The following is a 25,993-nucleotide window of genomic DNA, read 5'->3' on the forward strand; positions in this document are numbered from 1 at the left end:
AAAGAGCATGATCTCCAATTCACCTAACGGTGTAATATACAGCCGAGGTGGAAATGGGACATTCAATTCTGTGTCTTCAAGTCACAGAGTGCTGACTTGAGCGGGGTCAGACGTAATTATGTCTTGCAGTACTCCGAATCTAGCTGATAAAGGGACTCAGGCATTTTCATCAGGGAGAGAATTTGTTTTTGAAGGTCGGACAAAGGCGTGATGAAGATGGTATAATCAGGAAGGTAGTAAAGAGTAAGGTGACAAAAAGCCTGAAGCATTCGCTCCGCAGATGGGCGATTGGTTTTTCGCTTTGGATTGCCATCATAAAGACCAGCCAAAGATTGTTGCGTTTGCTGAAGAGCTAGTCTGACCACAAACTCCATTAGGGTAAATACGCGCAAAGCTATGTTCAAAATGAACAATAGCCTCTAGTCACTTCCATGTAATACATAGAAAGACCTGATCCCTCCTCTCCCCATGTATTACACCGTTGAACTGCCTAACCCTGACCCAAGTATTACACAGTGTCACCACCATCAGATCCACAATCACCTTGAAACCTTACACAGTAAGGTATTAATTCCTCTTACCTTCAAAAATGAGCGAACGTACAGTTCATACTGGAAATGCCAAGAATATCAAGTAGTTGGCTTTCGTGACTTGGCTATTTTTTGGGGAAGGTGGGGGGAAAGGTTTTAAACCCTTACCATGCACCCCTGACCCTAGCCCTGACCACTTAATGAAATTCAAAATTCAAAATTTAATAAATAATTTTGAATTGGAGGGTTCGCGCAGCGTCTCCAAGAGTTGCGACTTGACAGCGCATTTTTGGGTTGGCGTACAACGGTACTTGGCATTACCTCAAAACGCGATATCAGATACTAGTTTTGGTTAACATAGAAATTCCCCTGACATTGCAAATCAACTATGCCCAAGACTTGGAACATCAAGATAGATAACTATTTTCAAGCCAACCCAAACTGCATCATCGCCACTGCTCATGTAGACTCGTTCCCCACAGACCTACCCCTAGAACCCAACATCAGAGAACCAAACCGCAAAAGCGCGACCTACAGACAAGTCTTCGACTCACTGACAACGGAACCCGAAAAATTCTTCTCTCGCCACAGTGGAATCGTTCTGTCAGCTAATATTGCTAAACCTGTCAAGAATAAAACTGAACTAGAACTGGAGATTTTAGAAGCTAACGAGGGGGGCAGTGATGGGATTATCAACGGTGGTCACACAGTTTTAGGGTTTGAGCAAGCGAAAAATTACAACTATAATTTAAGCCAAGCCAGAGTAAAAGTTACCATCCATATTGGACTCTCGGAAGACGAGGCTAAGGATATAGCCCTAGCCTCCAACACCACAACGCCAGTAGATTCTCGCTCCAAAGTCAACGCTAGGGGTGATTACAAATTCATCAAGCAGTACTTAGCTCAGTTAGAACAGAAAGAAGATAGAAAATTCCGCATTGCCTATTATCAAAACCAAAGCGGCGCTCCAAGAAATGCCCAGTGCAATGTCACCCATTTGCTCAAGCTCCTTTACTGCCTCGACAGAAATAAATACAACCCCGACGGCAATAAACGAACCAAACACCCAGTAGGAATGAGTCTTCCAAGTAACATCACAGATGCAGAAAGGGAAAGGTTAACCGCCTTACTGCCTCTCTTGACTCATGCTCTCTGGATAGAGCAAAGACTCTACGAAATAATCCAAGAACATATCAGTAACCCTAGAAGAAAGGGTTCCAACGATTTAGCATCAATTGATATACGTAAAACTACGTTGTTGCCTGACAGCAAGTATTCATTCGGGTTTGGTGCGCCAACTGACTTGGCACTACCGATAATTGCGTCCTATCGGGTATTTTTGGATAAAGACTATAAGTGGATTCTGCCGTTTAACGAATTCGCTGAAGATTTCCTCCAACACTTGTGGAATAACTACTTCCGCAAATACTTGGTGTCGGAGAAAACAGCAGGAAATACAGTAGGTACAAAAATCAGCCGCAATCAAGAGATTTGGGAAAGTCTTTATATCTCGGCGCAAAGTTATCTAAATCAGCACTTGATGAAAATGGTTAACTCCAGCAAGGAAGAAGAATTGAAAGTGACACAAGGGACAAAAGGGCGTGTGCAAGCAGGTAAGAAATAATAGTACAAGGTTTCTATTGAGAGATTCGTTTTGGATGGGCGATGGCTTTTAATAGTAAACAGTTATCAGTAAACTCTTTGGGTTTTAACTGATAACTATTTTAATTGATAGCCTAACTTGTGAAGTCGAAAAAGTGCTATTGCTCACAGATTCTTTTCCATTTGCATATACAATAACAACTGCTCATTAAATGAGTATTTTGTGAATTCAACAGTAGCAAGAGAGGAAAAATAATGGCTGAACTCAAACTCCGGTCAAAAGATCCAGATTCCCTCAGACGGATTATTAAAAGTGCTTTGTCAGAAAGATTACAAAGTGTGACAGCAGGAATCAAAAGAACAGAAGAACGTATTCAAGAATTTGAAACCAAATATAAATTATCGACTGAGGAATTTATCACTCAGTTTAATAATGATGAATTATTCCATAGCTTTGACTTTGATGAGTGGATTGGAGAAGCTCGAATGTTGGCACATTTACAACAAACAAAAGAGTCAATAGAGGAGATTGATTTTGTTGATTGAAGATTATTCTCAGCAAATTCAGCTTTTAATTGAATCCTCAAAAATAGTTAATTTATTCCATGTAGAAACTGAAAAAAGAGGAATATATGAAGGTTTTATCAGAGCCAAACTCGAATTTAAAGATAACTCCTTGCTGCATTTAAGGGAATTTGTTTATGTTGAAATATCACTTGATAGAAAAATGTATAGCTATCAATATATGAATTCAGAGAATAGTCTAATTTTTCGCTATGATAATACTGAACATCACCGAAAACTAAATCTAACTACCTTTCCTCATCATAAACATGATGGGAGTGAGGATAATATCGTTAAATCAGATGCTCCTTTTTTAGCTGAGATCCTAAAAGAAATTGAGAAAATATTAGTATAAGTGCGATTCCTACGGCAGACGTTGCCAATGTCCACAATCCCCCAGCTGTAAAACCCAACCCAATGGCCGTTACACTCACCGAACAATTCGCAGTTCGCACTCTTGCTAACGCCCCGCTCCGCTAACGCAATGACGCTCGTTCCTCTCTACGAGACGCTGCGCGAACGCTAACGCTGCGCTAACGCAATTAAAGTTTATTTCGAGCTTCCCGTAAAAGTTGAGATTGGTAATTCTGAATTTTCTTCAGAATCCTTTCGCGTTGTGGATGCCCTTCAAGAGACTTGTCAATGGCAGCAAATTCGTCTAATACAATCACTTTAGGCTGAACGCTTACATTATTTGCGGCTGGGTCTATGGAGTTCATACTCAATTAGGTTGCTTAACCTCCAGCAGCAATTGCCAAAGCTAGAAGATTCATTGGAGCTTCTGATAGTCTTGAAAAAAACGATTCAAATCATTTAAAAATTGACAAAACAAACTTTTGTTTTCATAAGTACCAGTAGCATTCTCCCAAGAATCGCAAATTCTTGGGTTAGTAAAAGGCAAAATCAAAACAAATAGAGCCGAAATTAAGGGGACAATTAATATAAAGTTTCGGGCATCAGTGATTAAATTACCAACTTCGCTCAGAATAGGTAACTCGTATTGATGACGATGTGTAATTAGGGTATCTTTGGTTTTCTGAGGTTGAGTTTTTTGCTCTTTTTCTAAATTGAGAGTGGGTTGAATATCTATCTCAATAATATTCTTTCTGACTATTTCGATTGCCGTCAATAAATCATCTATAGGTTGCCCATTTTTGGCACGAGTGACAAGTATTGCTTCGAGAATTATCAATCTTAACTTGGAAGTTAATAGTATAGGCATCTGTTGATTAGCTTCATTGATGAAATCCTGTTGTTCCTTGAGGAATTTACTGGTCTGCATATTATGTAGCCACTGTTGTTGAACTAGTCGTTCGCGTTCTGATAGTTTAAAGTTTTGAGAGAGACTGTTAATAAAGTTAACAACACTCGTCGTTAATTTTTCTAAAGGGCTTGAGACTTTTGAAGGGGAGTCGCTTTGGTTGTTGTCTTGCATAGGTTTACTGAGTTTAGTTCTGGTTGCTATTTCCGCCGTCGAATTTGTACTTAATTGGAGAATCTTGAAGCAATCTTTCGATTCCTAAACGGATTAAATCTGGTGGAACTCCATCCAATTTCAATTCGTTTTGAATAAACTCATCAATTGAGTTAGCTGTAGTTTTTTCTAAGAGTGCCAACATCTGTTGAGCTTGAGTTTTTGGTGTATCAATTGATGAATTAGTTTCGACATGAGAAGAATGTTGATCGCTAGGTGCAGAATTAACAAACTGTTTGGTATCCCGGTCATAGCCAGAGAAGTTTTTTAGCTGTGGCATTGGGAACCATTGATTGATGCCGCCGTAATACACTGCTCGACCAACTGGTGATTGTGCGGCAATTTCCATGACTTGGGTGGAAGTAATCTTGCGATCGCTGGGTATGAGTTGAGTGGCAATCATGGCGTTGTAAGCTGGGACGTTATCTGGAGAAACTAAGGCAACAGATGTTAACTGCGATCGCAGTCCGCCAGAAATGCCCAAGTCGTCCGTGTGAGGATTTTGAACGACAATCCAGAAATGCCAACCAGAACTATCACCGCAAGAACAGTAAGAGATGATTTTGTCTTTGAGCCAACCAATTTCACCCTTGGTATTCTTGAACTTGGAACAAACAGCCGTACCTTCATCTAAAATGATGAGCTTTGGGCTAGAGATTTTCTGGAACTCGGTAAAACATTCTTTGACCCACTTGACCGCTTCGACTGGCGACATTTCTAGGATTTTAGCCCGTTTAAAAGTATCAACACGACCTAAGAAATATCCAGTTTCTTTCTCGTCACCTTTGGGGTCAATATAAAAGATGTGTATGCCAGGATGTAGCCGCTTAATAGCATCGATTGCATTGCTAATGGTGATGCCTTTGCCAGAACCAGGGACACCAACCCACAGCATATTGGTAACTTTTTTGGCGATGTGACCGATTAGGTCATACTGCGCTTGGGGTTTAGTGGTGTAGGTGGAGATATCGGTATTGACTGGAGAGGGAAAAGCTGGGGGCAGAGGGGAAAGATTCTCTCCCATGCACCCTGCACCCTGCTCCTTGTCCTCTTCAACCCTTGCTCCCACAGCATGATTTGGTAATTGAGCAAATCGAGCTTGTGGGATACCAAGATTTTGCGGTTGTATCGCCTCTTGAATAACTGTTACTTGTTGGTAGTTAACTCGTGGGTCAATTGTCACTTGCGCTAAATGCCCAGACAATTGCTCACGGGTGGGAAACTGCCCACGTAGCTGAATAAACCAATCAAGTAACCAACGGTAAGCGTAAAATCTTTTTCCTGGCTCAACGGCACTCAAGTATTCACACACCACATGAGATGATTGCTTGAGCATGGCAAACTCATACTTAGACATTGGCTCCAGATGCAGCATCAAGTCAGCAATTTCATTTTGGTTAGCGAAATATTCAGCCCGTGCAACGCTATCACCCATTGCCGAAAGGAAACTGAAGAAGTCGCCACGGATAAAGGGAATCGGTGCAAATTGATGAGTATCGTTTAAGTCCTGAACAATTGACCACAGATAACCAACACCAGCTACAACCGCACCGATTGGAGCAAGAGGGGATGTAGCATAACAAACTGCACCAGTAACAGAGGTGGCCAGTGTGATGAACTTAGCGAGATTCATGCCATTACGCTCATCTTTGGCGCGGACTAATAACTGATCTTGACGCTCTTGTAACCAAGAAGCGGTATTCCCAGCTTCCAAATACTCAATGCTGGGGTAATCGTCACGTAAAAGTGCCGTCTCTTTAGTTCCTAGCATTGGCATTTGTTGCTGCATGTGAATTCCTCTTACTTAGTTAATTTCCAAATGCTGTAACCAATCTCGCCTGCCATCATTGAAGCTACATTGTAAGCAAAGCAAGCCAAGATCACACCAGGATTCGTGTAACGGAAAGGATTACGACCAACGAAGGTAGTAGTCAGATCCAACACCCAGAAAAACAGTGCGATCGCTCCACCTGTGTGGCGTTCTTTCATACCGGCAGCTTTATAATCACCCCATAAAGCCACGGTCAAATCGATGTTTCCAGTCGGTTTTGTACCCAAAGTATATTGCTTGGAATCTTCAAATTCATGCTTGGCTTGCTGAGGATCTTTACCACGCAATGTCCGAGCTTCCATCACTTGGACTAATGCAGAGATGCCAAAACTAATCCAGAACAACACATTGAACGGTAATTGTAACCAACCGATCCAACCGATCCATTCTTGCTCAAACCACGGTAGGAGGGGTTTTCCCTGGAATAAAACTTGCCAGATGCTATCAGTAGAAAGCAGTGTACCAATCCAGAAACCAATTGCACCAACGAGCTTATATCCGGGTGTGCCTGGGGTAACAAATTGGGCAATGATATGTGAGATAAAGATGACTGGCAGTGAAATTAATGCCACAATCCACCGAGCTAATAATTCTAAGTAGTCACCCCCTGCTTTTTTCGGCTCTCCTTGTGAAGATGGTTCTGGGTTTGGTTGTGAATTAGATTTGTTTGGAGTGAGATATTTCATAAATCAATCGTGAGAATCTTGGTACAGTGGCGAATTTTTACAAGCATTTTTGAATCTATGCTTCCACCGCCATTGCCTCTGTTCAATGCGTCCAATACATAAACCAGTTGAGTCATACACAAAAACTGTCTCATCTTCTAAATAACCTGTAGTGTCAGGTCTAGGGTTACGTTTTTTTGAGTCTAGATAGTTCCTGATTCGTAACTTACTGAATGAGGGCGTAACTCCAAGAGAGTTAATTTTGTCGGCGGTAGCTGCCCTTTGCTCGGCTTTAATGCGTTCTAATTCTTCAGACTCTCGAATAGTAATGCCACTGTTGTAAGTTTTGAATTGGGCTGGCAGTTGTGATAGCCAAGGACTTGCGATTAACCCCATGCCCAATAATCCCAACATCGCTTGCTTCTGGTATTTCATTGTTGAAGCTCATCGATAGTTTGTGTTGTCTGGGGTGGCGGTGCATTAACAACACGAACATAAACAGACAGCCCAATGCAAACTAGAAAAAAAATGACTGAGAATCCGAAAAGATTCTGCTCGAAAAACTTGCGCCATTTTAAGTTGGAGACTGGAGTTGTTTGCTCATTAAAGAGCGTGTCAAATTTTTCAGATCCTGAATCGTCGCAGGTAGTTTCGACTTTTTTTCTGGTGTCGGCACTCCTAATTCGTCTAAAAATGCTTTCGGGTCAAAACCAACAGTTGCAGCAGTAGTCAGGGTTTGAATTTGTTTCTTTACCTCATCCCCAGTCTTTAAACCGTACTCAAGAGTAATTTGTTGCCTGATTTGGGGATCTTTGGCCAATTGATAAATAAACGCTATTTCATCAAAACCTTGCTCTGTGCGTCGCTGTAATGAACGAGCATCAAGTTCACTGGTGATCTCATCGAACAATTCTTGCTCAAACTCATGAACTGCCAGCGCTTGAGCAACAGTTTTGCCTGCCACAATGTCCAAGAATGCTTTAAAAGTTTCCCGACTGACTCCAGCAAGATGCAATTGTTCACTCACATTTTCTATGGAAGCCGCCTGTATATTCGCCAAATTGCTCGAACCTCCTAACAGCTTCGATTGGTCGAAGGTTGTTTGCGCTAAATTAAACAACCTCTCTAAGCGATCGCTGATTTCTACAGGAAATTCTTCTGCATTTGGATCAACTGTTGGATCTGATGCGGCAAGCTGTTCTAATCCAGCAATAATTTGTTGTGGGCTGTAGCTAGCACTTAATAATTCAAACAATTCTGCGCGAGTAAATGTACTATTCGACATGATATGTCTCTCCTAAACCATGTGATGTGAATCTAAGTTGTTCTTGTTCAAAGTTGCTGCGAGTATATTCACCTTTGTTAGCTTCAATAATGGCCTCAACAAGGGGCTTTTTATCAATGCCTTGAACAATGTCAGAAAACAATTCGCCAATCTTTCCTACTACCCATACTTGGTACGTTGTCATTAATGGCGCACGTAGTCTCTTTTCTTGAGCAAAAGCTTTCATTCTTAAGAGTATTAATCTATACTCTGGAACAAGTTGGGCTACTTCTGTCCACCGTTCTAATGTACGGGGGCAGATGCCTAAAATTTTAGTTGCTTTGGCTTTTGACATCGGTAAAAGCAAGAAATTGACTCCCGATTGGCTTGGTTTTTGATGAAAAAGTTGTTCTCTCCATTGTGACTTCATGAACTTAGTCAAATCCGTGTCAATAGTCTCAAAAAGATAGTCAATATCTGTGTCAAGCTCCGTATCAATCTCTGTATCAATACCATTGTCAATATCTGTATCAATATTGATGTCCATGACAAACAACTATTGACTATCTATTGACCTTGCTCTTTTATAATAAAAAATCCGCCTTCATACGGGTAGTGTCTGTGTGACCTTTTTGGATTTAAGAAGCACTTAAATATAAATCTAGTAAACCAAAATGATTTAAGACAGATTCTTTTGGTTGTTGGTAACGACTACTATACTCGTCAGCTAACCAGTGCTTTAAAGTTTCTGGTGGGTAATCGCTTAGTTCATGAATCTCGGACACCGATAATCCATACTTTAATTTAAATTCTTTAGGATGAATCCGTTTCACCTTCAATAAATGTTTGTTTGACATAAGGCAATTACTTATAAAATCTTTTATCCGATGCGTTTTGATGCAGTGATACCGAAGGCACAATTTTGTACCTTCGGTAAAAAGCAAGCAGACCATGAGTGAGGCTCGATCTCAAACAAAGTAGCATTAAGGCTTTGGGACACGCGGATGATTTAGATGAGGCTCTACACCCTAGTAATTCCGTTAAAATAACTGTCTCATGGTCTGCTTAATCCCTTGCCCTGACTGATTCTGCACCTCTATAAGAAAGAAAATTCATTTTTTTGAATTTTGCAGAAAATCCCGGTTTTTAGTTGTTCTATTTGAAGTGGGTTTTTTGATTTGTTCTGTAGTCATTTTTGAAGCCTGACTTTGTTTGACCAACACCGATCGCAAATACCGCCGGCACTCCCCCTCTCCCCGGTGTATGAGAATCCGCAGCGCCTGAATCTCCTGGATCGGAGAAACACAAATCTCAGCAATCGCACTAATCAAATTCTGTTGCTGATGTACATAATCTTGATGCTGCTCCTCTAATTCCTGAATCTTGGAGTTCAACTGTTGTATCTGCCGTAATGCTTGCGTCAGAGACGATTCTTTGTTTTGAGAGCGATTATTTAGAGTTAACGTCATTTTTTGTTGCTCCTATTTAAATTGTTAAAGCTTTGCCAATCTGGGCATTTATCACCTTGCCAGCCTTTGGGATGAATAGTGCAATTGAGGGTTACGCCGTTGTAGACACCCCCGTGGAAATACTTGCAACCTCGGCACGGAATAGGCACTGGTCTGGGTTTCAATGATTCTTCAAATTGCGCTGCTTCAATCCGACTACCAATAAACATGGTCAATCCAGTTGCCATCATGCTGAAACTGAAAACTAGCCTCGCTCCACTTGCAGGTATTGTTATGTTGAAGTAATTGGTTTTATTTTGTCCAAAAACCATGACACAACCACTCAAAACAGTGGAAAATGCGAAAACTCCAATGGCAGATTTAAGAATCAATTGCTTTGTGTTCATCTTTGCTTTTTAGGTGGTTCATTCTGAGATAACAGAGTGCCAAAATCATAAATCGTTACTGTTGGTTTTGGTTCCGGCTCCAGTTTTGGTTTCGACTCTATTACCAATTCAGGACTACCCAAACCGAGTGCATTTTTAATCTCCTGTTCCATATCAAAATTCTCCTTTTTGGGACATCTGCTCTACGCCATCAATTGCTTTAACTAACTCAAATAAAACGTTGACAGCATCGTTTAAGACCACATCATTAGTAGTAGAGAAATACTGTGATGACTGAATGTTACGATAATCTCGGCTACTTTGTACAAGCCGCAATGTATGTTGACAACCCTGCAATATAGCCCGAATCTCTGATGTAGTTAGTTTAATTTTCATTGCTGTTTCTCTCTAAAATTTGTCTCTTTGAATACTAAAACTTGCCCCCATCAAAGAACTGCCCAAAAATACTGAACAACTAACCAACATTGCACCCAAGCAAATGTTTTTCTGCTGCTGCCAACCAGAAATGATAATGTTAGGATTAGCATTTCTATCGATAATTTCTAAACCCCAGCACGCAAGCGCCCCAACTCCTGAAAAACCAGTTAAAAGTAGAGAGCTGATTGCAAATGTTTCTATGGTGCGGTTAATGAATACTTTGGGGTTGAATCTTTTTCGAGTCCGACGAAGAACTAATTTATTCGGAGTGTTTGAGGGCATAGATGATTGATGAGTTATTTTCTGTGTTTTCATTATTTTTTATTTCCGAAACGACAACATCAACTAAAAGAATATTTATTTTTAACCTATCTGCTATTAAGGCATTAACTCTTTGCAAAGCATTCAAGTATTTGAAATAGCCCTGCTCACCCATTTGTTCAATAGTTTTAGCTGCTGATGCTTTCTGATATTTGGAGTGAAATATATTTCTAAGTTGCAGTAGTCTTTTTAAATCACTCATAATCTTTTCCCCTTTATTTTGATGAATGAAATTCCCCAATATGACAGAACCAGAGGCAATCACGCAAATTGTGACATTTAATCAAGTTCTGGTAGTCTAGCCAAATGCTCAATCACAGCTTGACGCTGTTTAGTAGTGAAGTACTTCTTTTGTTGAAACCAGTCTCGCAATTTGACTAAAAAATCATCATTAGTTAACCAATCATCTTCAACGTAAGCCTCAATAATTTCAACTAGCTCCTGATTCGTTTTCTGCTGATAATTTTCACAGTTTACGGTATCTAAATATTCTTCTTTTAATGCCATATCTTCTGCCAAGTCAGCCATTTCTCCCATAACTACCTCCTAGTTTAAAATTAGTGATGTACGCTAAGTTCAGGCAATTGTGCAAGCGCTCCTTCCATCCATACCTGAATTGCTTCCATCTCAGAAACACCTCGCAGTACAGCATCGATTACGTGTTTCTGATAAGAATTAACAGCATGATTCGGATTCCCAAACTTATTACCAGCCCAAGCCAAACACATAGTTTTCACTAGTTCGTCAATCTGAACAGAATCAAGCTCACTGGGACTTGATGGAACAATTCGCAATTCGCAATTCGCAATTCGCAATTGTGAACATAATTGAATAATTGCTGCATTTAGGGTACAAGCCCCTAATTTCAATTAGAAAAAAATCTCTTAGACGTAGTATCAATATCCAAGTCCCTAACTTTAGTTATAGAGTAATAATTGCGAATTGCGAATTGCGAATTGGAGATGATACTCTCTCCAGATTCATGAAAAACATGAGTCCGTAGTACGGTTTTACCTTCAAATATTTCGGTGGTTTGAATTATCACCAATCCATGTTTACCAAGCGCAGGAGTGACGGCATCCAATACAGCATCTAGTGTTGCATATTTGCGTTTATAGTGAGGATTAGTACCGTCTTTTTGAATGGGGTTAAACTCTGCCTTTGCTTTGATTAAAGCTTTGATTAATTCTTGCATTTTCCAGATCCTCTTTTACCAATCGCTTTCGTTGATATCACCAGACACTTTTTTGCTAGATTTAGCCTTATTTATCTGAAACTCTGAGGCTTTCAAGACAGGCATTGCCGCTTGTTTTACCGAAGCTTTAGCTTGGTGATAGAGGAATTGGGTTATTCCATCCGCGTCTTCCCCATCTTCCACTTGCGCCCAGAGAGAACAACCTAATTCCAGTGATTCGTAGTCGCCAAGGTTGAATTTTCTGGAGTAACTAACAGATACAGTTGTGAATTTCATTTTGGTTATTAATTTTCTTCGTTAGTATCAACCATTTCAATGTTGAGTCTTTGACACAAATCGCTAGCTTTTACACCAATAATTCCTGGCTCAATTTCAGTAGATAACTCCTCGATAATTGAGTGAAAGCCAGGATCTTGTTCATTGATTTCCACCTCAATTAAACCTGCATTATTCGATACAACAGTTGCCCAAGTTGGTAAAGTTTGAGGAATACTCGTTGCGTAGAATTTCATACTTGTGATTCCTGATTAAACTTGACTTCAACAACTTCTTCCAAACACCCTATCGCTTCACTCAAATAATGCAGGACATCGCCTACATGGGTTGCAGCTTCTGGGTCAATCTTTTTATCAGCAATCAACGAAAGCCAGTTTTCATCTTGAGCAATCGTCTGAATATCGAGGTAGCACGAATTGAATTGGTTCAGTATTTCTGTGGTTTTCATTGGTATTATTTATGAAGCTAAATAGTTTTATTGAGGAGGTGGGCTGTCAAGACCCACCTTTTTCCTTACGCTGCAACCAAACCGCTAGTTTCTGGCGTTGGTACGTATCTCTTCAAGCGTTCCCACTCTTCACTCGTCAGTGCATCAAATTCAATATCTAGCAACTCTTCTTCTGTGGGTGGTTTTTCTGTAGTCGCTGTTAATCTACCTGTAATTACCATGAAGTCATTTAATCCCACTGCTGCATCAACCGGCTTGGCGTATCGAATCTTATCTACAGCATTCGACCAGTGCGTAATGTGTTGAAATATCACCCCAATCATGGAATGAGCTTTGTATACTCGATAAACTCTGGGGCAGGCTCCATTCACGTAAACAAGCTTGTAGGGAGGAATTTCTTGTACCTCTGCATTGGGGTCTGTTGGAGGGAGGAGAATTCTCTCGTGACAATTGCCTACTTCAAGTGAGAGGTTACTTGCTGCACTTTGTGTCATGATTATTATTTCTTAAGCGATTACACTTTGGAGGCGATTGCAATTCTTTTGGTGTGCAATCGCCCTTTCTCCAACAGACCCTTACGCCGCTACTGCCGTTCGGACTCCCAACAACGCAATCACATCTTTTGCACTGCCAGCAACCCGATTCACCCCGTACTGTCTCGGTCTTGCGTACCAGCTTTGGTCATTGCACCCGATGAAGCCGACCAAATGCCCGTCTCGGTAGAGTTTGGCACTGAACGAAAGCCAGTCAATCTCACCGTGGTACACACCAAAAGCAGTGCAGGCTTTTTCTAGTTCCTCGCTTAATCGTTCGTTGCGCTCCAGGGGTGTTTCTGTTGACACTTCTCGACCTAAAGGTACGAGGATTCTTGCTTCATAGGGATTCCAGTGAATTTACCCTCAGCAAGCATCTTGACCGTATGCCCTACGGCTGCAAGCCCCCTTAACAGAATTACTTGTGCGGCTGCAACATCTCTATCAGCTATATAGCCGCAATTTGAACAAACATGAGTACGAACAGAAAGCTCTTTTTTGCCTGTCTCAACTCCGCAACTAGGACAAATCTGGCTGGTTTTGCGACTGTCTACTTTCTGGAAATAGACACCACGTTTAAAACAAGTCTGCTGTAGTATGTTGAAAAATTGCCCAAAACCAGCATCTAAACAGTGTTTGCCCAAGATTCCACGGGATAAACCAACTAAATTTAAATCTTCAACAAACACCATCCCTGTATCATCACAGATTTTATGAGACATCTTTCTATGCCAGTCTTTACGACAATTGGCGATGTATTCATGTAAAGATGCAACTTTCTTCTGAGCTTTCTTCCAATTGTTCGAGCCAATACGTTTTCTTGAGACACGCTTTTGTAGCAATTTCAGCTTACGTTCGGCATCTACAAAAAACCTCGGACGCTTAACAAGAATACCATTAGAAGTTGCAATAAAACTTGTTAAGCCTACGTCAATTCCTATTGCTTCACCGTGCGGGATTGGTTGTGGTAAAGATACATCCCATTGCACAATTAGCATTACATACCAACCAGAAGCACGTTTAACAATTTGAGCTTGTTTAACCCTACCACTATCAGGCATTTGCCGTGATTGATAAAATTTAACCCAACCGAGCTTTGGTAGTTTAACCTTTCCCTTCTGAATGGGATCAACACCTAATTGGGGAAATACAAAAGAGCGCATTCTCCCAGGTTTTTTAAATCTGGGAAATCCATTGTTGCGTTTCCACATTGCAATAAAAGCATTTTCAAGCCGTTTTAGAGCTTGTCGCAAAACTTGCGCTGCAACTCCACCAAGTTTAGGATATTTCTTTTTTGCTTGAGTTAATCCTTTGCATTGATTGAAGTAGTTTGGTCGTGGTGTCTCAACAGGAATGATGTACTCAGAGCGTAGTGAACAAGCATTAATCTGACAAGAACGAGATTTAATCCAGTCTTTGCGCTCTGTCAAAGCATAGTTATAGACACGGCGGCATTGTTCTAACCAGTCTTCAAATAATGCTATTTGGCTTTGTGTGGGTTTAAGTTTAAATTCGTAGGTCAGAGTGAACACTTGAACTATCTCCTAGTTCTTTTTAGTTTTGACTAACCAACTAAATACCTAACAATTTGCGGATCTATGGCAGTAATCCGCTTTTTAATTGATTGTGGGTTGCATTGTTCTAATTGATGAATGAAGAGATTATTCAGGAGCCAGGAGAGAATGCTGACTCCTGACTTCTGTTTACACTGCTACTAACTCTGGATTCTCAAGCAAATGTCGCAATTCATCAGAACTCATTTGCTCAAGCGGTTGGTATTGCAAGTATTCATCAACAGGTATTGTTTCGGCAGTGGGTAACATCTCAGCTTTCGACAACCACCAAACTGCATCTAGCGCTGAGTTGCACAATATACGTTTTTGTTTTTCCTCTGTACGCATTACCCACCAGCCGTTGTCAGTGCATCCCACTTCACCCAGCTTGTAATCGCTGCTGTAAATACCATCGTCCAGGATTTCAAAGCCAAACTTCTCGCATTCAGCAAAAACCTGGGACATGATTTCGTTACCAGTGGTGCAAACTTCTTCTGGTTGTGGAGTTGGCAATGGAGCTTCGAGCGTGCCTTGTTTATGATGCCAAGTAATATAACTGTTGCATTTAGCCCAGGTATTGGCGCGATGTTTTTCTTTGGCGTTAACCATGACTACCCAAGGCTGAGTTAAGTCATCGTCGTAGGTGATAGCTGCTACTAACTTTTCACCAAGATAATATTCGTGATCGTAGAAAGATATTTCGACTGTTGTTAAATGTTCTGGTGCTACAGCTTCCGCTTGGGTTTTGAGATGGTGGTTTAGTTCAGCTTGTGCTAGGGCTTGCTCATCAACAGAAGAACTAGGAATTGCTTGCTGTGTATATGTTGTATAAGGCATAATAGAGTTCCTTGATAAAAGGGGAAAAGGCGATCGCTGAGTTTTCCAGACATGAGCGATCGCTTTTGTTATATGTGCAAACGACGTTGTGGTTTAGCACAACGCTTTCAAAAAAATTTGGCGTAGCCATCAAAGCTAGTTGCTAAGAGCATTATCAAGACAGCAGACGGCAGCATCAGGGGACGTGTACAGCTTTAACAACGTCAAAAGCTAATCGTCTAACGTCTTTTGTTAATCATTTATTAAGTGCAAATCCATTTCCCATCTGTGTACCCATCGCCTTCTCTGGTTGCGCCAGTGCCTCAGTTGTTCCTCAAGCGGTCACTCTGGATTGTGCTGTCAAAGTTCAGATAGTGCAAACCCTTTTTGCGTTCGGGTGCAGGCGGTTACGTTTCCTTGCCCTTACACCTATAATATAAACCATTAGCTAATGGTTGTCAACTGTTAAGAGCATCATTATTTTATGCTTGATTTTTATAAACCATCAGCTTATGATTCATAGAAGATAGCTAATATTTTGATGCTTTAGTTAAAGGAGGTGAATTCAGCAGCAGTTCTTACCTTGGCATCATTATTAATCTCTGAAATTCCATAAACCATTAGCTGTCAGTTGTCAACCAACAACTAATAGTTAATGCTTCAATCAAAGGAGGTGAATTAGGAGATGGAAGTGAAAGTAACGATTACGATTGATGTTCCAGGGTTAGAGAATGATTTAGCTGAGGCAATGAAGCAGAAGGGTCTATCTTTTCAAAAACTTGGTGAAGCCGCAGGTGTTACAGGTACGGCTGTCTGGCAAATAACCAGCAACAAGAATAAATCTATTAAGGTGGAAACTCTCGGCAGAATCGCTAAGGTACTGGGAATTGAGTGTCAACCCAATATAGAATCACTTGCGATTGAAGAGGTTAAAAGTGCATTTGGCGAAACCTCCTAACTAAAAGCGATCGCCCACCGTCCAAAGTTTGCGATCGCCCCAACTAAACCCTGAAGAAAGGAATAGCTATGTCTAACCTATCAGTTTTTAGCTTTGAGTCTCAAGAAGTTAGATTTGTTGGTACAGCAGAAAAAACCAGAATGGGTGGCTGCTGATGTGTGTGCTTGTTTGCAATTAAGGGATACAAGTAAAGCACTAGAGACTTTGGAGCCATCCGAAAAGGGTACGAAGAATGTTCGTACCCTTGGTGGTGAGCAAGAAATGTTGACTGTCAATGAACCAGGGCTTTATCGTCTTGTATTTAAGTCCCGTAAACCAGTTGCCAAACGTTTCCAGTACTGGGTGTTTCATGAAGTCCTACCCTCTATTCGTAAGACAGGTGGATACTCGGTTGCTCCAGGAACCATGACCCAGATTCAAATCCTTGCTGCACTCGCCCAACAGATGGCAGAACAAGAGCAAAGGCTATTGGAACAAGAACGCCGTCACAACGAAGTACTGGCAAGACTAAAAGCGGTTGAAGTTGAACAAGATCGGTTCAATAGCCCATGTGGTCACAAGTACAGCGTTATGGGTTTTGCTAAACTTCGAGGACTTGAGATATCACTCTCACAAGCCGGCAGCAAGGGAAAGAAAGCTAGCGCGTTATGCCGCAAGCAGGGGGTAGAAGTTGAACAGATACATGACCCAAGGTTCGGCTATGTGGGTTTATACCCTGAAAGCATTTTAGATCAAGTCTTTTCTAGCAATTCAAAAGATTTTGCGATCGCTCGGCACTAAACAAAGTGCGAAGTAGTTTTTAAGAAAGCATATTCACAAATAGTTCAGGGTTCTAACTCGGTGAAGTATTAAGTCTGCACCGTCAATATTTTCATGCTCAAAACCCAATGAAGGATGAGAACAAAACATAGAGGGGAAAATGAGTAATTCTGTTGTATGCAATCGCAGCGATTTTGCAATAGTCGTTCCATCGTTTTTAGACGACTATGGGCTTAATCCTCAAGAGTATCGTTTATATGGGCACATAGTTAGACGAGCCGGAAAAGACGGATGTTTTGAATCAATTCCTAACATGGCAGCAATCTGTTTAAAGGGACTTCCAGAAAATAAAATATACAGTTAATGAAAATGATAATCATTGTGAGGGGGGAGGAAGAGGCTGCCGACGGCAGCCTCTTCCTCCCCATTTTGTAGTAAATTCGATGATGATTGAATTTGTGGGTGGAAAAAAGTGTCTATAGAATTAACAGATTCACTGAAGAAGTTGTTGAAAGAAACCGCACAGCAATTAAAAGGAGCAGCGAAGCGTAAATTTATAGCACAAACAGTTATGGCATTAGGACACGGAGGGCAGTCTAAAGCAGAGAGAGAGCTAGGATGGAATCGTGTAACTATTGGTAAAGGAGTTAAAGAATTAAATAGTGGTATCATTTGTGTGGATAATTATCGAGGTAGAGGGCGTTATAAATCAGAAGCCAAACTGCCAAATCTTTTAGAAGATATAAAAAAATTGGTCGATTCTCAAAGTCAAATAGACCCTACTTTTAAAAGCCAAAGACTATATACACGCCTTTCTGCTGCGGAAGTGAGGCATCAATTAATTAAGAAATTTGGTTATGCAGATGAAGAATTACCAACTTCAGAAACAATTCGTGTCAAGTTAAATGATTTAGGGTATCGCCTCAAAAGGGTTGCCAAAATTCAACCTCAAAAAAAATTCCCGAAACTGATGCAATCTTTGAGCAATTAGCTATAGTTCACCAAGAAACTTCAGAAGATCCAAGCGTTTTACGCTTAAGTTTGGATGCAAAAGCTCGTGTCAATATCGGCTCCTTTGATCGTGGTGGTAGAAATCGAGTACCAACGGAAACTGATGACCATGACTTCAAACCAAAAACAACTGTGGCTCCTTATGGCATCTTCCTTCCAGAGGTTGACGAGCTATTTTTATATTTCACAGAATCCAAAGTAACTAGCGATTTTATCGTTGACATTTTAGAGGATTTTTGGAAATCAGAAAGCTGGCGATTTTCGGAAATAAAAACAATACTAATTAATCAAGATAATGGAGGAGAGAATAGTTCTCGACGTACTCAGTTTATGAAACGTATAGTTGAATTTGCTCAATCATACAAATTAAATATACGTTTAGCTTACTATCCTCCCTATCACAGTAAATATAATCCCATTGAAAGAACTTGGGCTGCCTTGGAAAATCATTGGAATGGCAGTATTTTAGATCAAGTTGAAACTGCATTAAATTTTGCTAAAACTATGACATGGAATGGAAAAAGTCCAGTTGTTAAGTTAGTTACTCAAACTTACTCTAGCGGAGTTCGTTTAACTAAAAAAGCCATGCAAGAAATTGAAAATAAGATTGAACGTTTGACTAATTTTACCGAAGATAATTTACCAAATTTAGGTAAGTGGTTTATTGATATCTGTTGTGGAGTAACGTAATTTCCAAAAAGTTAAAAGCGCCAAAATAATCGATATCAATTCTGCTCACTGCATTTAAGAACTATCTTTGTGCAGACATTTGTCTTGCATATTTATTGGGAGAGAGCGGTTGCCGAAGGCAACCGCTCTCTCCCTCCTTAAAATGATTATCATTTTTATTTAGTGTATATTTTATTCTCTGGAAGTCCCTAATCAATGTGAATTAGTTATTGTGTCAGGGCGAGTGGTTGATATCAAATGGGTTGACTTTTAAACAGCAAACTCAATACCAGAGTGTCTTATGGAATACTACAAGCAGAACGAATACTTACAAACTTGGAATTGTCAAGATATTCCGGGTGAATATAATTTCCACCAGCTTATATGTCAAGAGGTAGTTAATAAGGAGAAAAAGGAGTGACCATTTTTACCTCTTACTATGCAGGAGAAATCAGAGGCGAAGCCGTCTCCATCTCTTTATATCCTCCAAAAGGCTTTCAAGGCAAGCACTTACCTTTATTTGCTCCAACGCCGGAGCTACTGAAATGGTGGAAGTCTTCAGCGTCAGATATTAATGCTGAACAAGAATACACCCGCCAATTCCACGAAATTTTGCTTTGTAGGCAGCAGCTGATTGATATTTGGGTTGCAAAACAGCAGCAAAACTCACATGACATTACATTGTGCTGCTACGAAAAAACTGGCGATTTTTGCCATCGACATCAAGTTGGACGTGAAGTTATCCAACGGTATCTGCCTAAACTTTGGGGCGGGGAAGTTGGGTTAGGAACTGTTACCCAAGAGAAAATGCCCACAGATTGTGGACAAAAAATAATACTCCCTACTACATATCCACTTCAAGTATTGAGTCTGATCAAGAAATGTTATGAGTTGGGGTATCCTGTAAAGTGCGATCGCTTAGAATGCGGATACTACCAAGTTACCCTCAATGGAGAAGACTTAAGTGTGTGGTCAGAGTTGGGTGTGCTTGCTGTATTATCCGGGTTGCAGGAGAAGTTTTACCGTGAGCGCTTAATTCCGTCAGTGGCTATGGCTGCAAAAACAAGGGTTAAGAATAATCAGCAAGATATCAAGATGCCTTCGTGGATTTTGGCTAGTAATACTCAGTCGGAAGTTTCAGCCCTAGTGGATCAGCCAGCAACAGAAGAGTTAAAGCCATCCCGCGCAGAAACACGTATTGTTGAGCAGATGAGTCTGCTTTGACTATTGTTGCGCGGTCTGGATCGCATCTGGTGTTGATTGAAAAACTGAATTTGGTAGGGATTTTAAGAAAAAGCTCAGGTTTCAAGTATTTGCTCTCGTGTTGGAGTGACGATCCGGCTTTGCAGATTGTGATCAAGAAATTGCTGGTCAGTTTTCCCTAATGGAGGGTAGCAGTTATAGATGGGAAATTACTTGAGCGCAATGAGTAAAAATTGCTGGACACATTGTAGCCATTGCCTCACTTTGATAAAAATTCCCTGTATACAGCGCTTCCTAGCTATTATGCAGCAATACAGTTTTTCTCCTTGCCCTCTCCTATCAAAGCTTTCAGATTTGGGGATGTACTTTATAGCTGCCGTAAGTACTGTATTTTGAGTTAATTGAGTTTCAATAATTGAAAACCAGTGGCTTCAATATAAAATATGGTGTTTAACCCTGTGTTTTCCTTTACCTATGCCGATCTTGACAGCAGAAATCCTCTGCTTAGAAGCTGAAATATTTTCATTAGCCGAGTCTCAGCATCCAGAACCTCTGCTGTATGGTGTTACTGATGGAAAAGCTGTCGGAACTTACCTGGAACAGAAATTTCGACTTTACTTAAAAACTAAGTACGATTTCATACAAGGAAACTCTGCAAGTGGTATTGATTTTCCGGGGTTGCTTATAGATATGAAGGTAACAAGTATTAGACAACCACAATCATCATGCCCATTCAAATCTGCGCGTCAAAAAATTTTTGGGCTTGGCTATTCGTTGCTTATCTTTGTCTACGATAAGGCAGATAATAGTATAAACCGCACGGCAACTCTGAATATTTTGCATACGATTTACGTAAGCGCTGAAAGAACAGCAGATTTCCAGATGACACGTGGGATTTCTAATATTTTAGAAAACGAAGGTAATAAAGATGACCTAATTTCTTTTATGCTCGACCGCAATTTGCCTGTTGACGAACTTGAAGCAAGTAACATCGCGGATGAAATATTGATCAATCCACCTTTACAGGGATTTTTAACTATTTCCAATGCTTTGCAATGGCGGCTTCAGTATGGGAGAGTGATAGAACGTGCTGGTCAAGAAAAAGGTATAATTACCGTTTATAGAGCTAATCCCTGATGCGTACTGTTCAGAAACTTAAAATAGAATACGGTGATTTTCAAACGCCGATAGAATTAGCCGATCAGGTATGTAAAAAGCTAGTAGAGCTTGGTGTTAAACCAGATATTATAATTGAGCCTACTTGTGGAATAGGAAATTTTATTGAAGCTGCCTCATCTTGTTTTGAATCAGCAAAAAAAATTGTAGGAATTGAATTGAGCCTTGATTACTTTAGACAGATTCTAGAAGAAGAAAAGTTTTTACATGACCAAAGAATTGAAATTAAATGTGAAGATTTTTTTCAAGTAGATTGGTTATCACTAATAGGTGAATCAAATGAAGAAATATTAGTGCTTGGTAATTTACCTTGGGTAACAAACTCACAGCAGGGTAGTATTGGGGGCGTAAATTTGCCCAAAAAGAGCAATTTTCAAAATCATACTGGTTTAGATGCAATTACGGGAAAAAGTAATTTTGATATATCAGAATGGATGCTCATACAGTTTGTACAATACTTACAGAAGCATAATAGTTATCTAGCGATGCTTTGTAAAACTTCGGTTTCTAGAAAAATATTAAATTATATCTATTCTGAAAAGCTAAATCTTGCTTACTGTGCAGTTTACAAGATAGATTCTAAAAAATATTTTGATGCTGCTGTTGAAGCTTGCTTATTTTTCTGTAAATTTGATTCAAACTCACAGAAGTATTATTGTGATGTATTTAATAGTCTAGAAAGCTTAGTTTGCTCTCGTATAGGCTATTCAAATAATATTCTTGTTAGGGATTTGATTACATTTAAACAAGTAGAAAACTTATATAATAAACAATCAAAAACAAAATGGCGTTCTGGTATTAAGCATGATTGCGCTAGCGTAATGGAATTTCGCAAAAATAATGACTATTTTATAAACGGGTTAGGAGAATCTTATGAACTCGAAGAAACTTATATTTTCCCTTTAATCAAAGGTTCTTCCGTTGCCCAAAATAAAACAAAAGCGACTGATCGATATATGTTAGTTACTCAAAGTCTCGTTGGCGAGTCTACTGAATCTATAAAATATTTAGCGCCTAAAACATGGGCATATTTAGAAAAGCACGAAAGTCTTTTAAATAGTAGAAAAAGTAAAATTTATCAAAATAGCGCTAGATTCTCTATTTTTGGTGTTGGTTCATATACTTTTGCACCTTGGAAAATAGCAATATGTGGACTTTACAAAAAATTAAGTTTTAGGTTAGTCGGTCAAATAAATCAAAAGCCTGTTATTTTTGATGATACTGTTTATTTTCTCAGCTTTTTTGATGAGGAAAGTGCATACGAATCATATCAACTTCTAACTTCTTCACTAGCGAAAGATTTTTATTCATCTCTAATATTTTGGGATGAAAAACGTCCAATTAAATCTAGTATTTTAAATAGTTTAAACTTGGCAGCTTTAGCAAAGCTAGTACTTTAATGTGCTGTTTAGCAATACAATTATTGGTTTTCATAAAGGCACTTGTCCCGCCGCGCTACCTGCCGAAATTGAAAAACCTTTAACTTCAGCGATCATCGCTAATCAAACACAGAGGCAAGTAGAAGCAGGTAATTCCGCTTCGTTGTTGGCTGAAAACTCGGTTTCGAGTGTAGAAATCAAAGCAGTTGATGAGGGTAAAAGTTCCGCCGCACCTGTTCCCAGTGCTGAAAAATGGTCGCATGAGGCGATTGTTGCAAGGGCAAATGCGCGACCGGGGCGGATGCAGAAACTCAAAGTGGCGGGAAATTCGGGGCAGAATCCGGGGTTTGAATTTTTGCAGGAGTGCTGGAATGATGACCCTGCTTTGCAGATTGTGATCAAGAAGTTGGTGGCGAAGTATCCGCAGTGGGCTATCGTTTGTGTTGATGGGGTGTTAGTGGATTGGGAGCAAGGGTAAGGCAGTGCGGCAAAACTGAAAGCGATCGCTGCCTGATCTGATGACAAAATCAGTTCAGCCCAGCCAAGTTTCCGGTACAGGGGTAGGGTTCTACATCATGTAAAATTGTGAAATGTTTGAGTGAGGCGATCACTGCTCGTTTTCAAGCTAGACTCTGACACATGAATAAACTTAATACTGCATCACTCAAATTACTTGCCAGAGAATAATCGTAGGTAAAACTTATGTCTGTTGTGTAGGGCTTTTTGTCCCATTTCTCATACATGACGTAAGGCTAATGTATTGCTAGGGCAACTATCTTTGTTTTGAGAGTTGTCTTATGAAAGTTGAGGTTTGGGTAGCGAGTGCCAAAAAGAAAGTTATCAGTGATTTAGGTTTAGCGCACTTGACTTTTATGAATCCAACCACCATTACAAGCGTCAGTATAATACCAATCAGGGTTAAAATCTTTATAAACTAGAATTCTTTCTTGAAACTTAATTTTGCATTTTTCTTTTTCAGAAACTTTGCCATTTTCGACTTTTCTAGGTTTGATATGAATGTTAGTAGGTGGAGAAAATACAAAAACATTTACGGCAGAATCTATTTTAAAAGGACAAACAGATAAGATATTACTATGATTTAATTTGTTTAGTAACACCAGACTTAGACTAGGATAATCTGGTGGCCCTCCTGCAATAGCGGGGGGAACAAATATTGAAAGTATGTTTCTCTCTTGCAGAGTATTTGCTTTTACTTGTCTTTGTATATTTATTATAGTAATAATTCCGTCATTACTATACTTTCCTGATTGAAATTTTCCAAAGTAATTTTTCTGTGCGCTGAAACTAAACTCTCCTTGTGTATATTCATGCCAAAGGTTATCAATTTTTCTGAATTCTGGACAGTAAGATTGTAATTTATCGATAGGTACTTCATCAACCTGATCTTTATCTAATCCCTTTAGGCGAATAATATCTGTTGTTATGTCATCTGACTTTGCCCAATTATTAATTTTTAGATTATTTTCTAGTTCAGAGTAATAATATTCTTTTAAAGACGTTTCGACTTTAGTTTTGAGGTTTGTATTACCAATCTCTTTTGCTAAGGATATAAGTTGTTGATAAAGTGATTCTACAGTTTCTTTAAAAAGAATATTTACTTTTTTACTAAATATTCTTCCTTTTTGCTGCTGAATAACATCATAGGCTTGTTCATAAAACTTAATTTGATTATCTTTGTCTTCGTTTTCATGAGATAATCTTCCTTTAGCCGTTAAATAAAGAACATAAATTTGTAGTTTTTCTATAGAATCGTATTTTAACTCACTTTGATTAATATATTGATTTGCTTTCTGAAGGTAAATATCTGCTTTTTTTAAGTCTTTTTCTTTGATTTTATAAATACTTGCTGCTAAATTCATTAATGCTATTTTTAAATTATAATCAGATAGCTTTATACTATTTCTTTCTTTTAAAGAATCTTCATTACTGTTACTATTTTGATTTAATTGATTTTTTTTTAAAAAATTAGCTACTTCCCCAGCAGTTTGTAATAATTCTTGATTTTTATCAATTTTGTTTTTAAAATCAACAGCTAATAAGCCTAAAGATAATGAAACTAGAGAAGTAAGAATTAAAACTATAGTTCCGTTACGAATACTTTGCTTGGCTTTCTTATTTGCTTCAGCTAGTAAAGAATTTCTAGCCTCTGCTGCTTCCCTATTCTTTTTCTCTCTTTCCAAAGCAGCTTCTTGTTCTTGAGCAGCAATCTCCTCCTGAATCTCTTTCTCTTTACTAGCTGCTAAAAACTGCTTATCCTGATAACTTAAATTCTTGTCTCTCGCCCATTCATCAGCTTCCTGCAATGCCTTTCCTCGCAGCAGCCGTGATTCATCAGTATATCCAGAAGCGACCCAAAAGCGAAAGTTCTCAGAATAAGGACGTAGGTTATTTAATTGGTTTTCAATCCAAATAGAGTCAAATATCTCACGATAAATCTGGTTATAGATTCTCAGCTTACCTTGCTGTCTAACAACTAATCCTGAAAGCTGTAGCTCACTTTGTTCTAAAGTATCATCTGCTCTTACCTCGGATTTTTCTTCACCCAGCCGGACTTGTTGGAACAGTTCTAGTAAGTACCCTGCCCGTTGTTCATCGCGAAGAATCCTGGCTTGAATTGTCCTCAAATGTTCTGGTTCATCCTGTGATTCCCAGTTTTCAATAATCCGTGACCTGACAACTTGCTTTACTGAACGAGGGTTATCTTGCTCAGATTCTTCAACCATAAACTGACACAGCTTTTGAGTCAAAAATGGTTGTCCCCCCGTCCACTGCAAAATATCCTGCATTATCGTCTGAGAATCATTAAATTTCCCCTGCAAACCCTTCTCTAATGGTTCAGCCTCATGCAGTTGAAAGCCTTTGAGGGAGATAGCCTTACCAATGTTAAACGGGGTACGGTTCTTATCTTGTATTAAACTGGTCGGTGATGCAACGCCTAGTAAACAGAAAGTAAGGCGATTGTATTGGGGATTATCAACTCGCTCATTATAACAAGACCTAATAAAAGCAAAAAAGTCATCTGTAGGGAAATTCAAACTGAGAACACTATCAATCTCATCAATAAAAATTACTATATTTTCTGAAATTTCTGCGAGAAGTATTTTTGTCAGAAAGTTACTAAATCTTAATAATGGTGAATTTAATTGATTCTGCTCCCACCAAACTTTAAAATCTACATCCAAGGCAAAACTATCGATGAGCTTAACAATCAAATCTGCATACCAGTTTTCTTGAGTTGCTGTCTGAATATTAATGGAGGATAAATCAATAGATGCACACTCAACACCAGCTTCACTTAAGCGGCTCATTGTTCTTACACGCAAGCTGGACTTTCCACTCTGTCTAGAATTTAGTACATAACAAAACTTCCCTTGTAATAGGGCTTTATTTAATTCATCATCAGCTTCTCGTTTGACATAAGTACTGGCATTTTCAGGTAGACTTCCAGAGAAAATGTACTGGTCAACCATAAA

35 protein-coding genes and 2 pseudogenes are annotated in these 25,993 nt (G+C 39.5%); 12 read left to right on the top strand and 25 right to left on the bottom strand.

Annotated features, from left to right (window positions below; translation table 11 throughout):
* Nucleotides 1–116 precede the first annotated feature (116 nt).
* A pseudogene (locus ANSO36C_RS31555) lies at nucleotides 117–416 on the bottom strand (IS1634 family transposase); the annotation flags it as partial.
* Nucleotides 417–918: 502 nt separating this feature from the next.
* Between ANSO36C_RS31555 and ANSO36C_RS31560 the strand changes: the two are divergent.
* The 3 genes from ANSO36C_RS31560 (at nucleotide 919) to ANSO36C_RS31570 (ending at nucleotide 3,051) form a co-directional block, all read left to right on the top strand.
* On the top strand, nucleotides 919–2,154 hold the full coding sequence (locus ANSO36C_RS31560; RefSeq protein WP_251960542.1) for an AIPR family protein: 1,236 nt from the start codon (nucleotides 919–921) through the stop codon (nucleotides 2,152–2,154).
* Nucleotides 2,155–2,387: 233 nt separating this feature from the next.
* Nucleotides 2,388–2,678, top strand: a complete 291-nt coding sequence (locus tag ANSO36C_RS31565) for a hypothetical protein (protein ID WP_251960543.1) — start codon at nucleotides 2,388–2,390, stop codon at nucleotides 2,676–2,678.
* Nucleotides 2,668–3,051 carry a toxin-antitoxin system TumE family protein gene (locus ANSO36C_RS31570; protein WP_251960544.1) on the top strand — a complete coding sequence of 128 codons (384 nt, stop codon included), beginning with the start codon at nucleotides 2,668–2,670 and terminating at the stop codon, nucleotides 3,049–3,051. The genes ANSO36C_RS31565 and ANSO36C_RS31570 overlap by 11 nt, the downstream gene beginning before the upstream one ends.
* 187 nt (nucleotides 3,052–3,238) lie before the next feature.
* Here ANSO36C_RS31570 and ANSO36C_RS31575 read toward each other — a convergent pair whose 3' ends face one another.
* From ANSO36C_RS31575 to ANSO36C_RS31675, 21 genes are all read right to left on the bottom strand, one after another.
* Nucleotides 3,239–3,415, bottom strand: coding sequence for a hypothetical protein (locus ANSO36C_RS31575; RefSeq protein ID WP_251960545.1), 177 nt, complete (start codon nucleotides 3,413–3,415; stop codon nucleotides 3,239–3,241).
* Nucleotides 3,416–3,465: 50 nt separating this feature from the next.
* Complete coding sequence (locus ANSO36C_RS31580) at nucleotides 3,466–4,131, bottom strand: hypothetical protein (protein WP_251960546.1); 666 nt, start codon at nucleotides 4,129–4,131, stop codon at nucleotides 3,466–3,468.
* Nucleotides 4,132–4,144: 13 nt separating this feature from the next.
* Nucleotides 4,145–5,959: a hypothetical protein gene (locus ANSO36C_RS31585; RefSeq protein WP_251960547.1), complete on the bottom strand. Its 1,815-nt coding sequence runs from the start codon at nucleotides 5,957–5,959 to the stop codon at nucleotides 4,145–4,147.
* Between the two features lie 11 nt (nucleotides 5,960–5,970).
* Complete coding sequence (locus tag ANSO36C_RS31590; RefSeq protein ID WP_251960548.1) at nucleotides 5,971–6,687, bottom strand: hypothetical protein; 717 nt, start codon at nucleotides 6,685–6,687, stop codon at nucleotides 5,971–5,973.
* A 3-nt stretch (nucleotides 6,688–6,690) separates the two neighbouring features.
* The gene (locus tag ANSO36C_RS31595; RefSeq protein ID WP_251960549.1) at nucleotides 6,691–7,101 is read right to left on the bottom strand and encodes a hypothetical protein; all 411 of its coding nucleotides are present in this window, start codon (nucleotides 7,099–7,101) and stop codon (nucleotides 6,691–6,693) included.
* Nucleotides 7,102–7,240: 139 nt separating this feature from the next.
* Nucleotides 7,241–7,951 (bottom strand): hypothetical protein, encoded by a 711-nt coding sequence (locus ANSO36C_RS31600; RefSeq protein ID WP_251960550.1) that lies wholly within the window; start codon nucleotides 7,949–7,951, stop codon nucleotides 7,241–7,243.
* Nucleotides 7,941–8,477 (bottom strand): hypothetical protein, encoded by a 537-nt coding sequence (locus ANSO36C_RS31605; RefSeq protein ID WP_251960551.1) that lies wholly within the window; start codon nucleotides 8,475–8,477, stop codon nucleotides 7,941–7,943. The genes ANSO36C_RS31600 and ANSO36C_RS31605 overlap by 11 nt, the downstream gene beginning before the upstream one ends.
* Before the next feature lie 91 nt (nucleotides 8,478–8,568).
* Nucleotides 8,569–8,787, bottom strand: coding sequence for a hypothetical protein (locus tag ANSO36C_RS31610; RefSeq protein WP_251960552.1), 219 nt, complete (start codon nucleotides 8,785–8,787; stop codon nucleotides 8,569–8,571).
* Nucleotides 8,788–9,042: 255 nt separating this feature from the next.
* On the bottom strand, nucleotides 9,043–9,399 hold the full coding sequence (locus tag ANSO36C_RS31615; RefSeq protein WP_251960553.1) for a hypothetical protein: 357 nt from the start codon (nucleotides 9,397–9,399) through the stop codon (nucleotides 9,043–9,045).
* On the bottom strand, nucleotides 9,396–9,785 hold the full coding sequence (locus ANSO36C_RS31620; protein ID WP_251960554.1) for a hypothetical protein: 390 nt from the start codon (nucleotides 9,783–9,785) through the stop codon (nucleotides 9,396–9,398). Before ANSO36C_RS31620 ends, ANSO36C_RS31615 begins: the two co-directional genes overlap by 4 nt.
* Nucleotides 9,782–9,937: a hypothetical protein gene (locus ANSO36C_RS31625; protein WP_251960555.1), complete on the bottom strand. Its 156-nt coding sequence runs from the start codon at nucleotides 9,935–9,937 to the stop codon at nucleotides 9,782–9,784. The genes ANSO36C_RS31620 and ANSO36C_RS31625 overlap by 4 nt, the downstream gene beginning before the upstream one ends.
* A 1-nt stretch (nucleotide 9,938) precedes the next feature.
* Nucleotides 9,939–10,160 (bottom strand): hypothetical protein, encoded by a 222-nt coding sequence (locus tag ANSO36C_RS31630; RefSeq protein WP_251960556.1) that lies wholly within the window; start codon nucleotides 10,158–10,160, stop codon nucleotides 9,939–9,941.
* 12 nt (nucleotides 10,161–10,172) lie between these two features.
* The gene (locus ANSO36C_RS31635) at nucleotides 10,173–10,484 is read right to left on the bottom strand and encodes a hypothetical protein (RefSeq protein WP_251960557.1); all 312 of its coding nucleotides are present in this window, start codon (nucleotides 10,482–10,484) and stop codon (nucleotides 10,173–10,175) included.
* A complete protein-coding gene (locus ANSO36C_RS31640) occupies nucleotides 10,462–10,788 on the bottom strand; it encodes a hypothetical protein (protein WP_251960558.1) in 327 nt (108 codons plus the stop codon). Before ANSO36C_RS31640 ends, ANSO36C_RS31635 begins: the two co-directional genes overlap by 23 nt.
* Nucleotides 10,789–10,802: 14 nt before the next feature.
* Nucleotides 10,803–11,060 carry a hypothetical protein gene (locus tag ANSO36C_RS31645; RefSeq protein ID WP_251960559.1) on the bottom strand — a complete coding sequence of 86 codons (258 nt, stop codon included), beginning with the start codon at nucleotides 11,058–11,060 and terminating at the stop codon, nucleotides 10,803–10,805.
* 20 nt (nucleotides 11,061–11,080) lie between these two features.
* Nucleotides 11,081–11,338, bottom strand: a complete 258-nt coding sequence (locus tag ANSO36C_RS31650) for a hypothetical protein (RefSeq protein WP_251960560.1) — start codon at nucleotides 11,336–11,338, stop codon at nucleotides 11,081–11,083.
* Nucleotides 11,339–11,388: 50 nt separating this feature from the next.
* Nucleotides 11,389–11,718, bottom strand: a complete 330-nt coding sequence (locus ANSO36C_RS31655) for an ERF family protein (protein WP_251960561.1) — start codon at nucleotides 11,716–11,718, stop codon at nucleotides 11,389–11,391.
* 15 nt (nucleotides 11,719–11,733) lie between these two features.
* Nucleotides 11,734–11,994, bottom strand: a complete 261-nt coding sequence (locus tag ANSO36C_RS31660; RefSeq protein ID WP_251960562.1) for a hypothetical protein — start codon at nucleotides 11,992–11,994, stop codon at nucleotides 11,734–11,736.
* 8 nt (nucleotides 11,995–12,002) lie between these two features.
* Nucleotides 12,003–12,230 carry a hypothetical protein gene (locus ANSO36C_RS31665; protein WP_251960563.1) on the bottom strand — a complete coding sequence of 76 codons (228 nt, stop codon included), beginning with the start codon at nucleotides 12,228–12,230 and terminating at the stop codon, nucleotides 12,003–12,005.
* The gene (locus ANSO36C_RS31670) at nucleotides 12,227–12,442 is read right to left on the bottom strand and encodes a hypothetical protein (protein ID WP_251960564.1); all 216 of its coding nucleotides are present in this window, start codon (nucleotides 12,440–12,442) and stop codon (nucleotides 12,227–12,229) included. The genes ANSO36C_RS31665 and ANSO36C_RS31670 overlap by 4 nt, the downstream gene beginning before the upstream one ends.
* 65 nt (nucleotides 12,443–12,507) lie before the next feature.
* Complete coding sequence (locus tag ANSO36C_RS31675; protein WP_251960565.1) at nucleotides 12,508–12,936, bottom strand: hypothetical protein; 429 nt, start codon at nucleotides 12,934–12,936, stop codon at nucleotides 12,508–12,510.
* A gap of 27 nt (nucleotides 12,937–12,963) precedes the next feature.
* On the opposite strand from ANSO36C_RS31675, the gene ANSO36C_RS31680 reads away from it, so the two are divergent.
* Nucleotides 12,964–13,236 carry a hypothetical protein gene (locus ANSO36C_RS31680; protein WP_251960566.1) on the top strand — a complete coding sequence of 91 codons (273 nt, stop codon included), beginning with the start codon at nucleotides 12,964–12,966 and terminating at the stop codon, nucleotides 13,234–13,236.
* Between the two features lie 56 nt (nucleotides 13,237–13,292).
* On the opposite strand, the gene ANSO36C_RS31685 is transcribed toward ANSO36C_RS31680, so the two are convergent.
* Nucleotides 13,293–14,507: an RNA-guided endonuclease InsQ/TnpB family protein gene (locus ANSO36C_RS31685; protein WP_251960567.1), complete on the bottom strand. Its 1,215-nt coding sequence runs from the start codon at nucleotides 14,505–14,507 to the stop codon at nucleotides 13,293–13,295.
* 171 nt (nucleotides 14,508–14,678) lie between these two features.
* Nucleotides 14,679–15,365 (bottom strand): hypothetical protein, encoded by a 687-nt coding sequence (locus ANSO36C_RS31690; RefSeq protein WP_251960568.1) that lies wholly within the window; start codon nucleotides 15,363–15,365, stop codon nucleotides 14,679–14,681.
* 11 nt (nucleotides 15,366–15,376) lie between these two features.
* Between ANSO36C_RS31690 and ANSO36C_RS34040 the strand changes: the two genes are divergently transcribed.
* The 8 genes and pseudogenes from ANSO36C_RS34040 (at nucleotide 15,377) to ANSO36C_RS31725 (ending at nucleotide 22,977) form a co-directional block, all read left to right on the top strand.
* Nucleotides 15,377–15,511 carry a hypothetical protein gene (locus tag ANSO36C_RS34040; protein ID WP_267145375.1) on the top strand — a complete coding sequence of 45 codons (135 nt, stop codon included), beginning with the start codon at nucleotides 15,377–15,379 and terminating at the stop codon, nucleotides 15,509–15,511.
* A gap of 518 nt (nucleotides 15,512–16,029) precedes the next feature.
* Nucleotides 16,030–16,302 carry a helix-turn-helix domain-containing protein gene (locus ANSO36C_RS31695; RefSeq protein WP_094329319.1) on the top strand — a complete coding sequence of 91 codons (273 nt, stop codon included), beginning with the start codon at nucleotides 16,030–16,032 and terminating at the stop codon, nucleotides 16,300–16,302.
* Nucleotides 16,303–16,395: 93 nt separating this feature from the next.
* Complete coding sequence (locus tag ANSO36C_RS31700) at nucleotides 16,396–17,082, top strand: BRO-N domain-containing protein (RefSeq protein ID WP_251960569.1); 687 nt, start codon at nucleotides 16,396–16,398, stop codon at nucleotides 17,080–17,082.
* A gap of 550 nt (nucleotides 17,083–17,632) precedes the next feature.
* Nucleotides 17,633–18,762: pseudogene (locus tag ANSO36C_RS31705) on the top strand (ISAzo13 family transposase).
* Nucleotides 18,763–19,158: 396 nt separating this feature from the next.
* Entirely contained in the window at nucleotides 19,159–19,965 is an 807-nt protein-coding gene (locus ANSO36C_RS31710; protein ID WP_251960570.1) for a DUF488 domain-containing protein, read from the top strand.
* Nucleotides 19,966–20,418: 453 nt separating this feature from the next.
* A complete protein-coding gene (locus ANSO36C_RS31715; protein ID WP_251960571.1) occupies nucleotides 20,419–21,081 on the top strand; it encodes a type II restriction-modification system restriction endonuclease in 663 nt (220 codons plus the stop codon).
* The gene (locus ANSO36C_RS31720) at nucleotides 21,078–22,520 is read left to right on the top strand and encodes an SAM-dependent methyltransferase (RefSeq protein ID WP_251960756.1); all 1,443 of its coding nucleotides are present in this window, start codon (nucleotides 21,078–21,080) and stop codon (nucleotides 22,518–22,520) included. The genes ANSO36C_RS31715 and ANSO36C_RS31720 overlap by 4 nt, the downstream gene beginning before the upstream one ends.
* Before the next feature lies 1 nt (nucleotide 22,521).
* Nucleotides 22,522–22,977 carry a hypothetical protein gene (locus ANSO36C_RS31725; protein ID WP_251960572.1) on the top strand — a complete coding sequence of 152 codons (456 nt, stop codon included), beginning with the start codon at nucleotides 22,522–22,524 and terminating at the stop codon, nucleotides 22,975–22,977.
* A 376-nt stretch (nucleotides 22,978–23,353) separates the two neighbouring features.
* On the opposite strand, the gene ANSO36C_RS31730 is transcribed toward ANSO36C_RS31725, so the two are convergent.
* Nucleotides 23,354–25,990, bottom strand: coding sequence for an AAA-like domain-containing protein (locus ANSO36C_RS31730; protein WP_251960573.1), 2,637 nt, complete (start codon nucleotides 25,988–25,990; stop codon nucleotides 23,354–23,356).
* Nucleotides 25,991–25,993 lie beyond the last annotated feature (3 nt).

It is taken from the genome of Nostoc cf. commune SO-36 (assembly GCF_023734775.1).
GTDB classification, from domain to species: Bacteria; Cyanobacteriota; Cyanobacteriia; order Cyanobacteriales; family Nostocaceae; genus Nostoc; species Nostoc commune_A.

Excerpts from the sequence above, each read along its gene's own strand:
- ANSO36C_RS31610 (WP_251960552.1), bottom strand. The coding sequence starts at position 8,787 with ATGTCAAACAAACATTTATTGAAGGTGAAACGGATTCATCCTAAAGAA.
- ANSO36C_RS31730 (WP_251960573.1), bottom strand. The coding sequence starts at position 25,990 with ATGGTTGACCAGTACATTTTCTCTGGAAGTCTACCTGAAAATGCCAGT.
- ANSO36C_RS31605 (WP_251960551.1), bottom strand. The coding sequence starts at position 8,477 with ATGGACATCAATATTGATACAGATATTGACAATGGTATTGATACAGAG.
- ANSO36C_RS31630 (WP_251960556.1), bottom strand. The coding sequence starts at position 10,160 with ATGAAAATTAAACTAACTACATCAGAGATTCGGGCTATATTGCAGGGT.
- ANSO36C_RS31675 (WP_251960565.1), bottom strand. The coding sequence starts at position 12,936 with ATGACACAAAGTGCAGCAAGTAACCTCTCACTTGAAGTAGGCAATTGT.
- ANSO36C_RS31655 (WP_251960561.1), bottom strand. The coding sequence starts at position 11,718 with ATGCAAGAATTAATCAAAGCTTTAATCAAAGCAAAGGCAGAGTTTAAC.
- ANSO36C_RS31670 (WP_251960564.1), bottom strand. The coding sequence starts at position 12,442 with ATGAAAACCACAGAAATACTGAACCAATTCAATTCGTGCTACCTCGAT.
- ANSO36C_RS31615 (WP_251960553.1), bottom strand. The coding sequence starts at position 9,399 with ATGACGTTAACTCTAAATAATCGCTCTCAAAACAAAGAATCGTCTCTG.
- ANSO36C_RS31595 (WP_251960549.1), bottom strand. The coding sequence starts at position 7,101 with ATGAAATACCAGAAGCAAGCGATGTTGGGATTATTGGGCATGGGGTTA.
- ANSO36C_RS31645 (WP_251960559.1), bottom strand. The coding sequence starts at position 11,060 with ATGGGAGAAATGGCTGACTTGGCAGAAGATATGGCATTAAAAGAAGAA.
- ANSO36C_RS31620 (WP_251960554.1), bottom strand. The coding sequence starts at position 9,785 with ATGAACACAAAGCAATTGATTCTTAAATCTGCCATTGGAGTTTTCGCA.
- ANSO36C_RS31665 (WP_251960563.1), bottom strand. The coding sequence starts at position 12,230 with ATGAAATTCTACGCAACGAGTATTCCTCAAACTTTACCAACTTGGGCA.
- ANSO36C_RS31590 (WP_251960548.1), bottom strand. The coding sequence starts at position 6,687 with ATGAAATATCTCACTCCAAACAAATCTAATTCACAACCAAACCCAGAA.
- ANSO36C_RS31625 (WP_251960555.1), bottom strand. The coding sequence starts at position 9,937 with ATGGAACAGGAGATTAAAAATGCACTCGGTTTGGGTAGTCCTGAATTG.
- ANSO36C_RS31585 (WP_251960547.1), bottom strand. The coding sequence starts at position 5,959 with ATGCAGCAACAAATGCCAATGCTAGGAACTAAAGAGACGGCACTTTTA.
- ANSO36C_RS31715 (WP_251960571.1), top strand. The coding sequence starts at position 20,419 with ATGCCGATCTTGACAGCAGAAATCCTCTGCTTAGAAGCTGAAATATTT.
- ANSO36C_RS31575 (WP_251960545.1), bottom strand. The coding sequence starts at position 3,415 with ATGAACTCCATAGACCCAGCCGCAAATAATGTAAGCGTTCAGCCTAAA.
- ANSO36C_RS31580 (WP_251960546.1), bottom strand. The coding sequence starts at position 4,131 with ATGCAAGACAACAACCAAAGCGACTCCCCTTCAAAAGTCTCAAGCCCT.
- ANSO36C_RS31565 (WP_251960543.1), top strand. The coding sequence starts at position 2,388 with ATGGCTGAACTCAAACTCCGGTCAAAAGATCCAGATTCCCTCAGACGG.
- ANSO36C_RS31635 (WP_251960557.1), bottom strand. The coding sequence starts at position 10,484 with ATGCCCTCAAACACTCCGAATAAATTAGTTCTTCGTCGGACTCGAAAA.
- ANSO36C_RS31660 (WP_251960562.1), bottom strand. The coding sequence starts at position 11,994 with ATGAAATTCACAACTGTATCTGTTAGTTACTCCAGAAAATTCAACCTT.
- ANSO36C_RS31600 (WP_251960550.1), bottom strand. The coding sequence starts at position 7,951 with ATGTCGAATAGTACATTTACTCGCGCAGAATTGTTTGAATTATTAAGT.
- ANSO36C_RS31690 (WP_251960568.1), bottom strand. The coding sequence starts at position 15,365 with ATGCCTTATACAACATATACACAGCAAGCAATTCCTAGTTCTTCTGTT.
- ANSO36C_RS31695 (WP_094329319.1), top strand. The coding sequence starts at position 16,030 with ATGGAAGTGAAAGTAACGATTACGATTGATGTTCCAGGGTTAGAGAAT.
- ANSO36C_RS31560 (WP_251960542.1), top strand. The coding sequence starts at position 919 with ATGCCCAAGACTTGGAACATCAAGATAGATAACTATTTTCAAGCCAAC.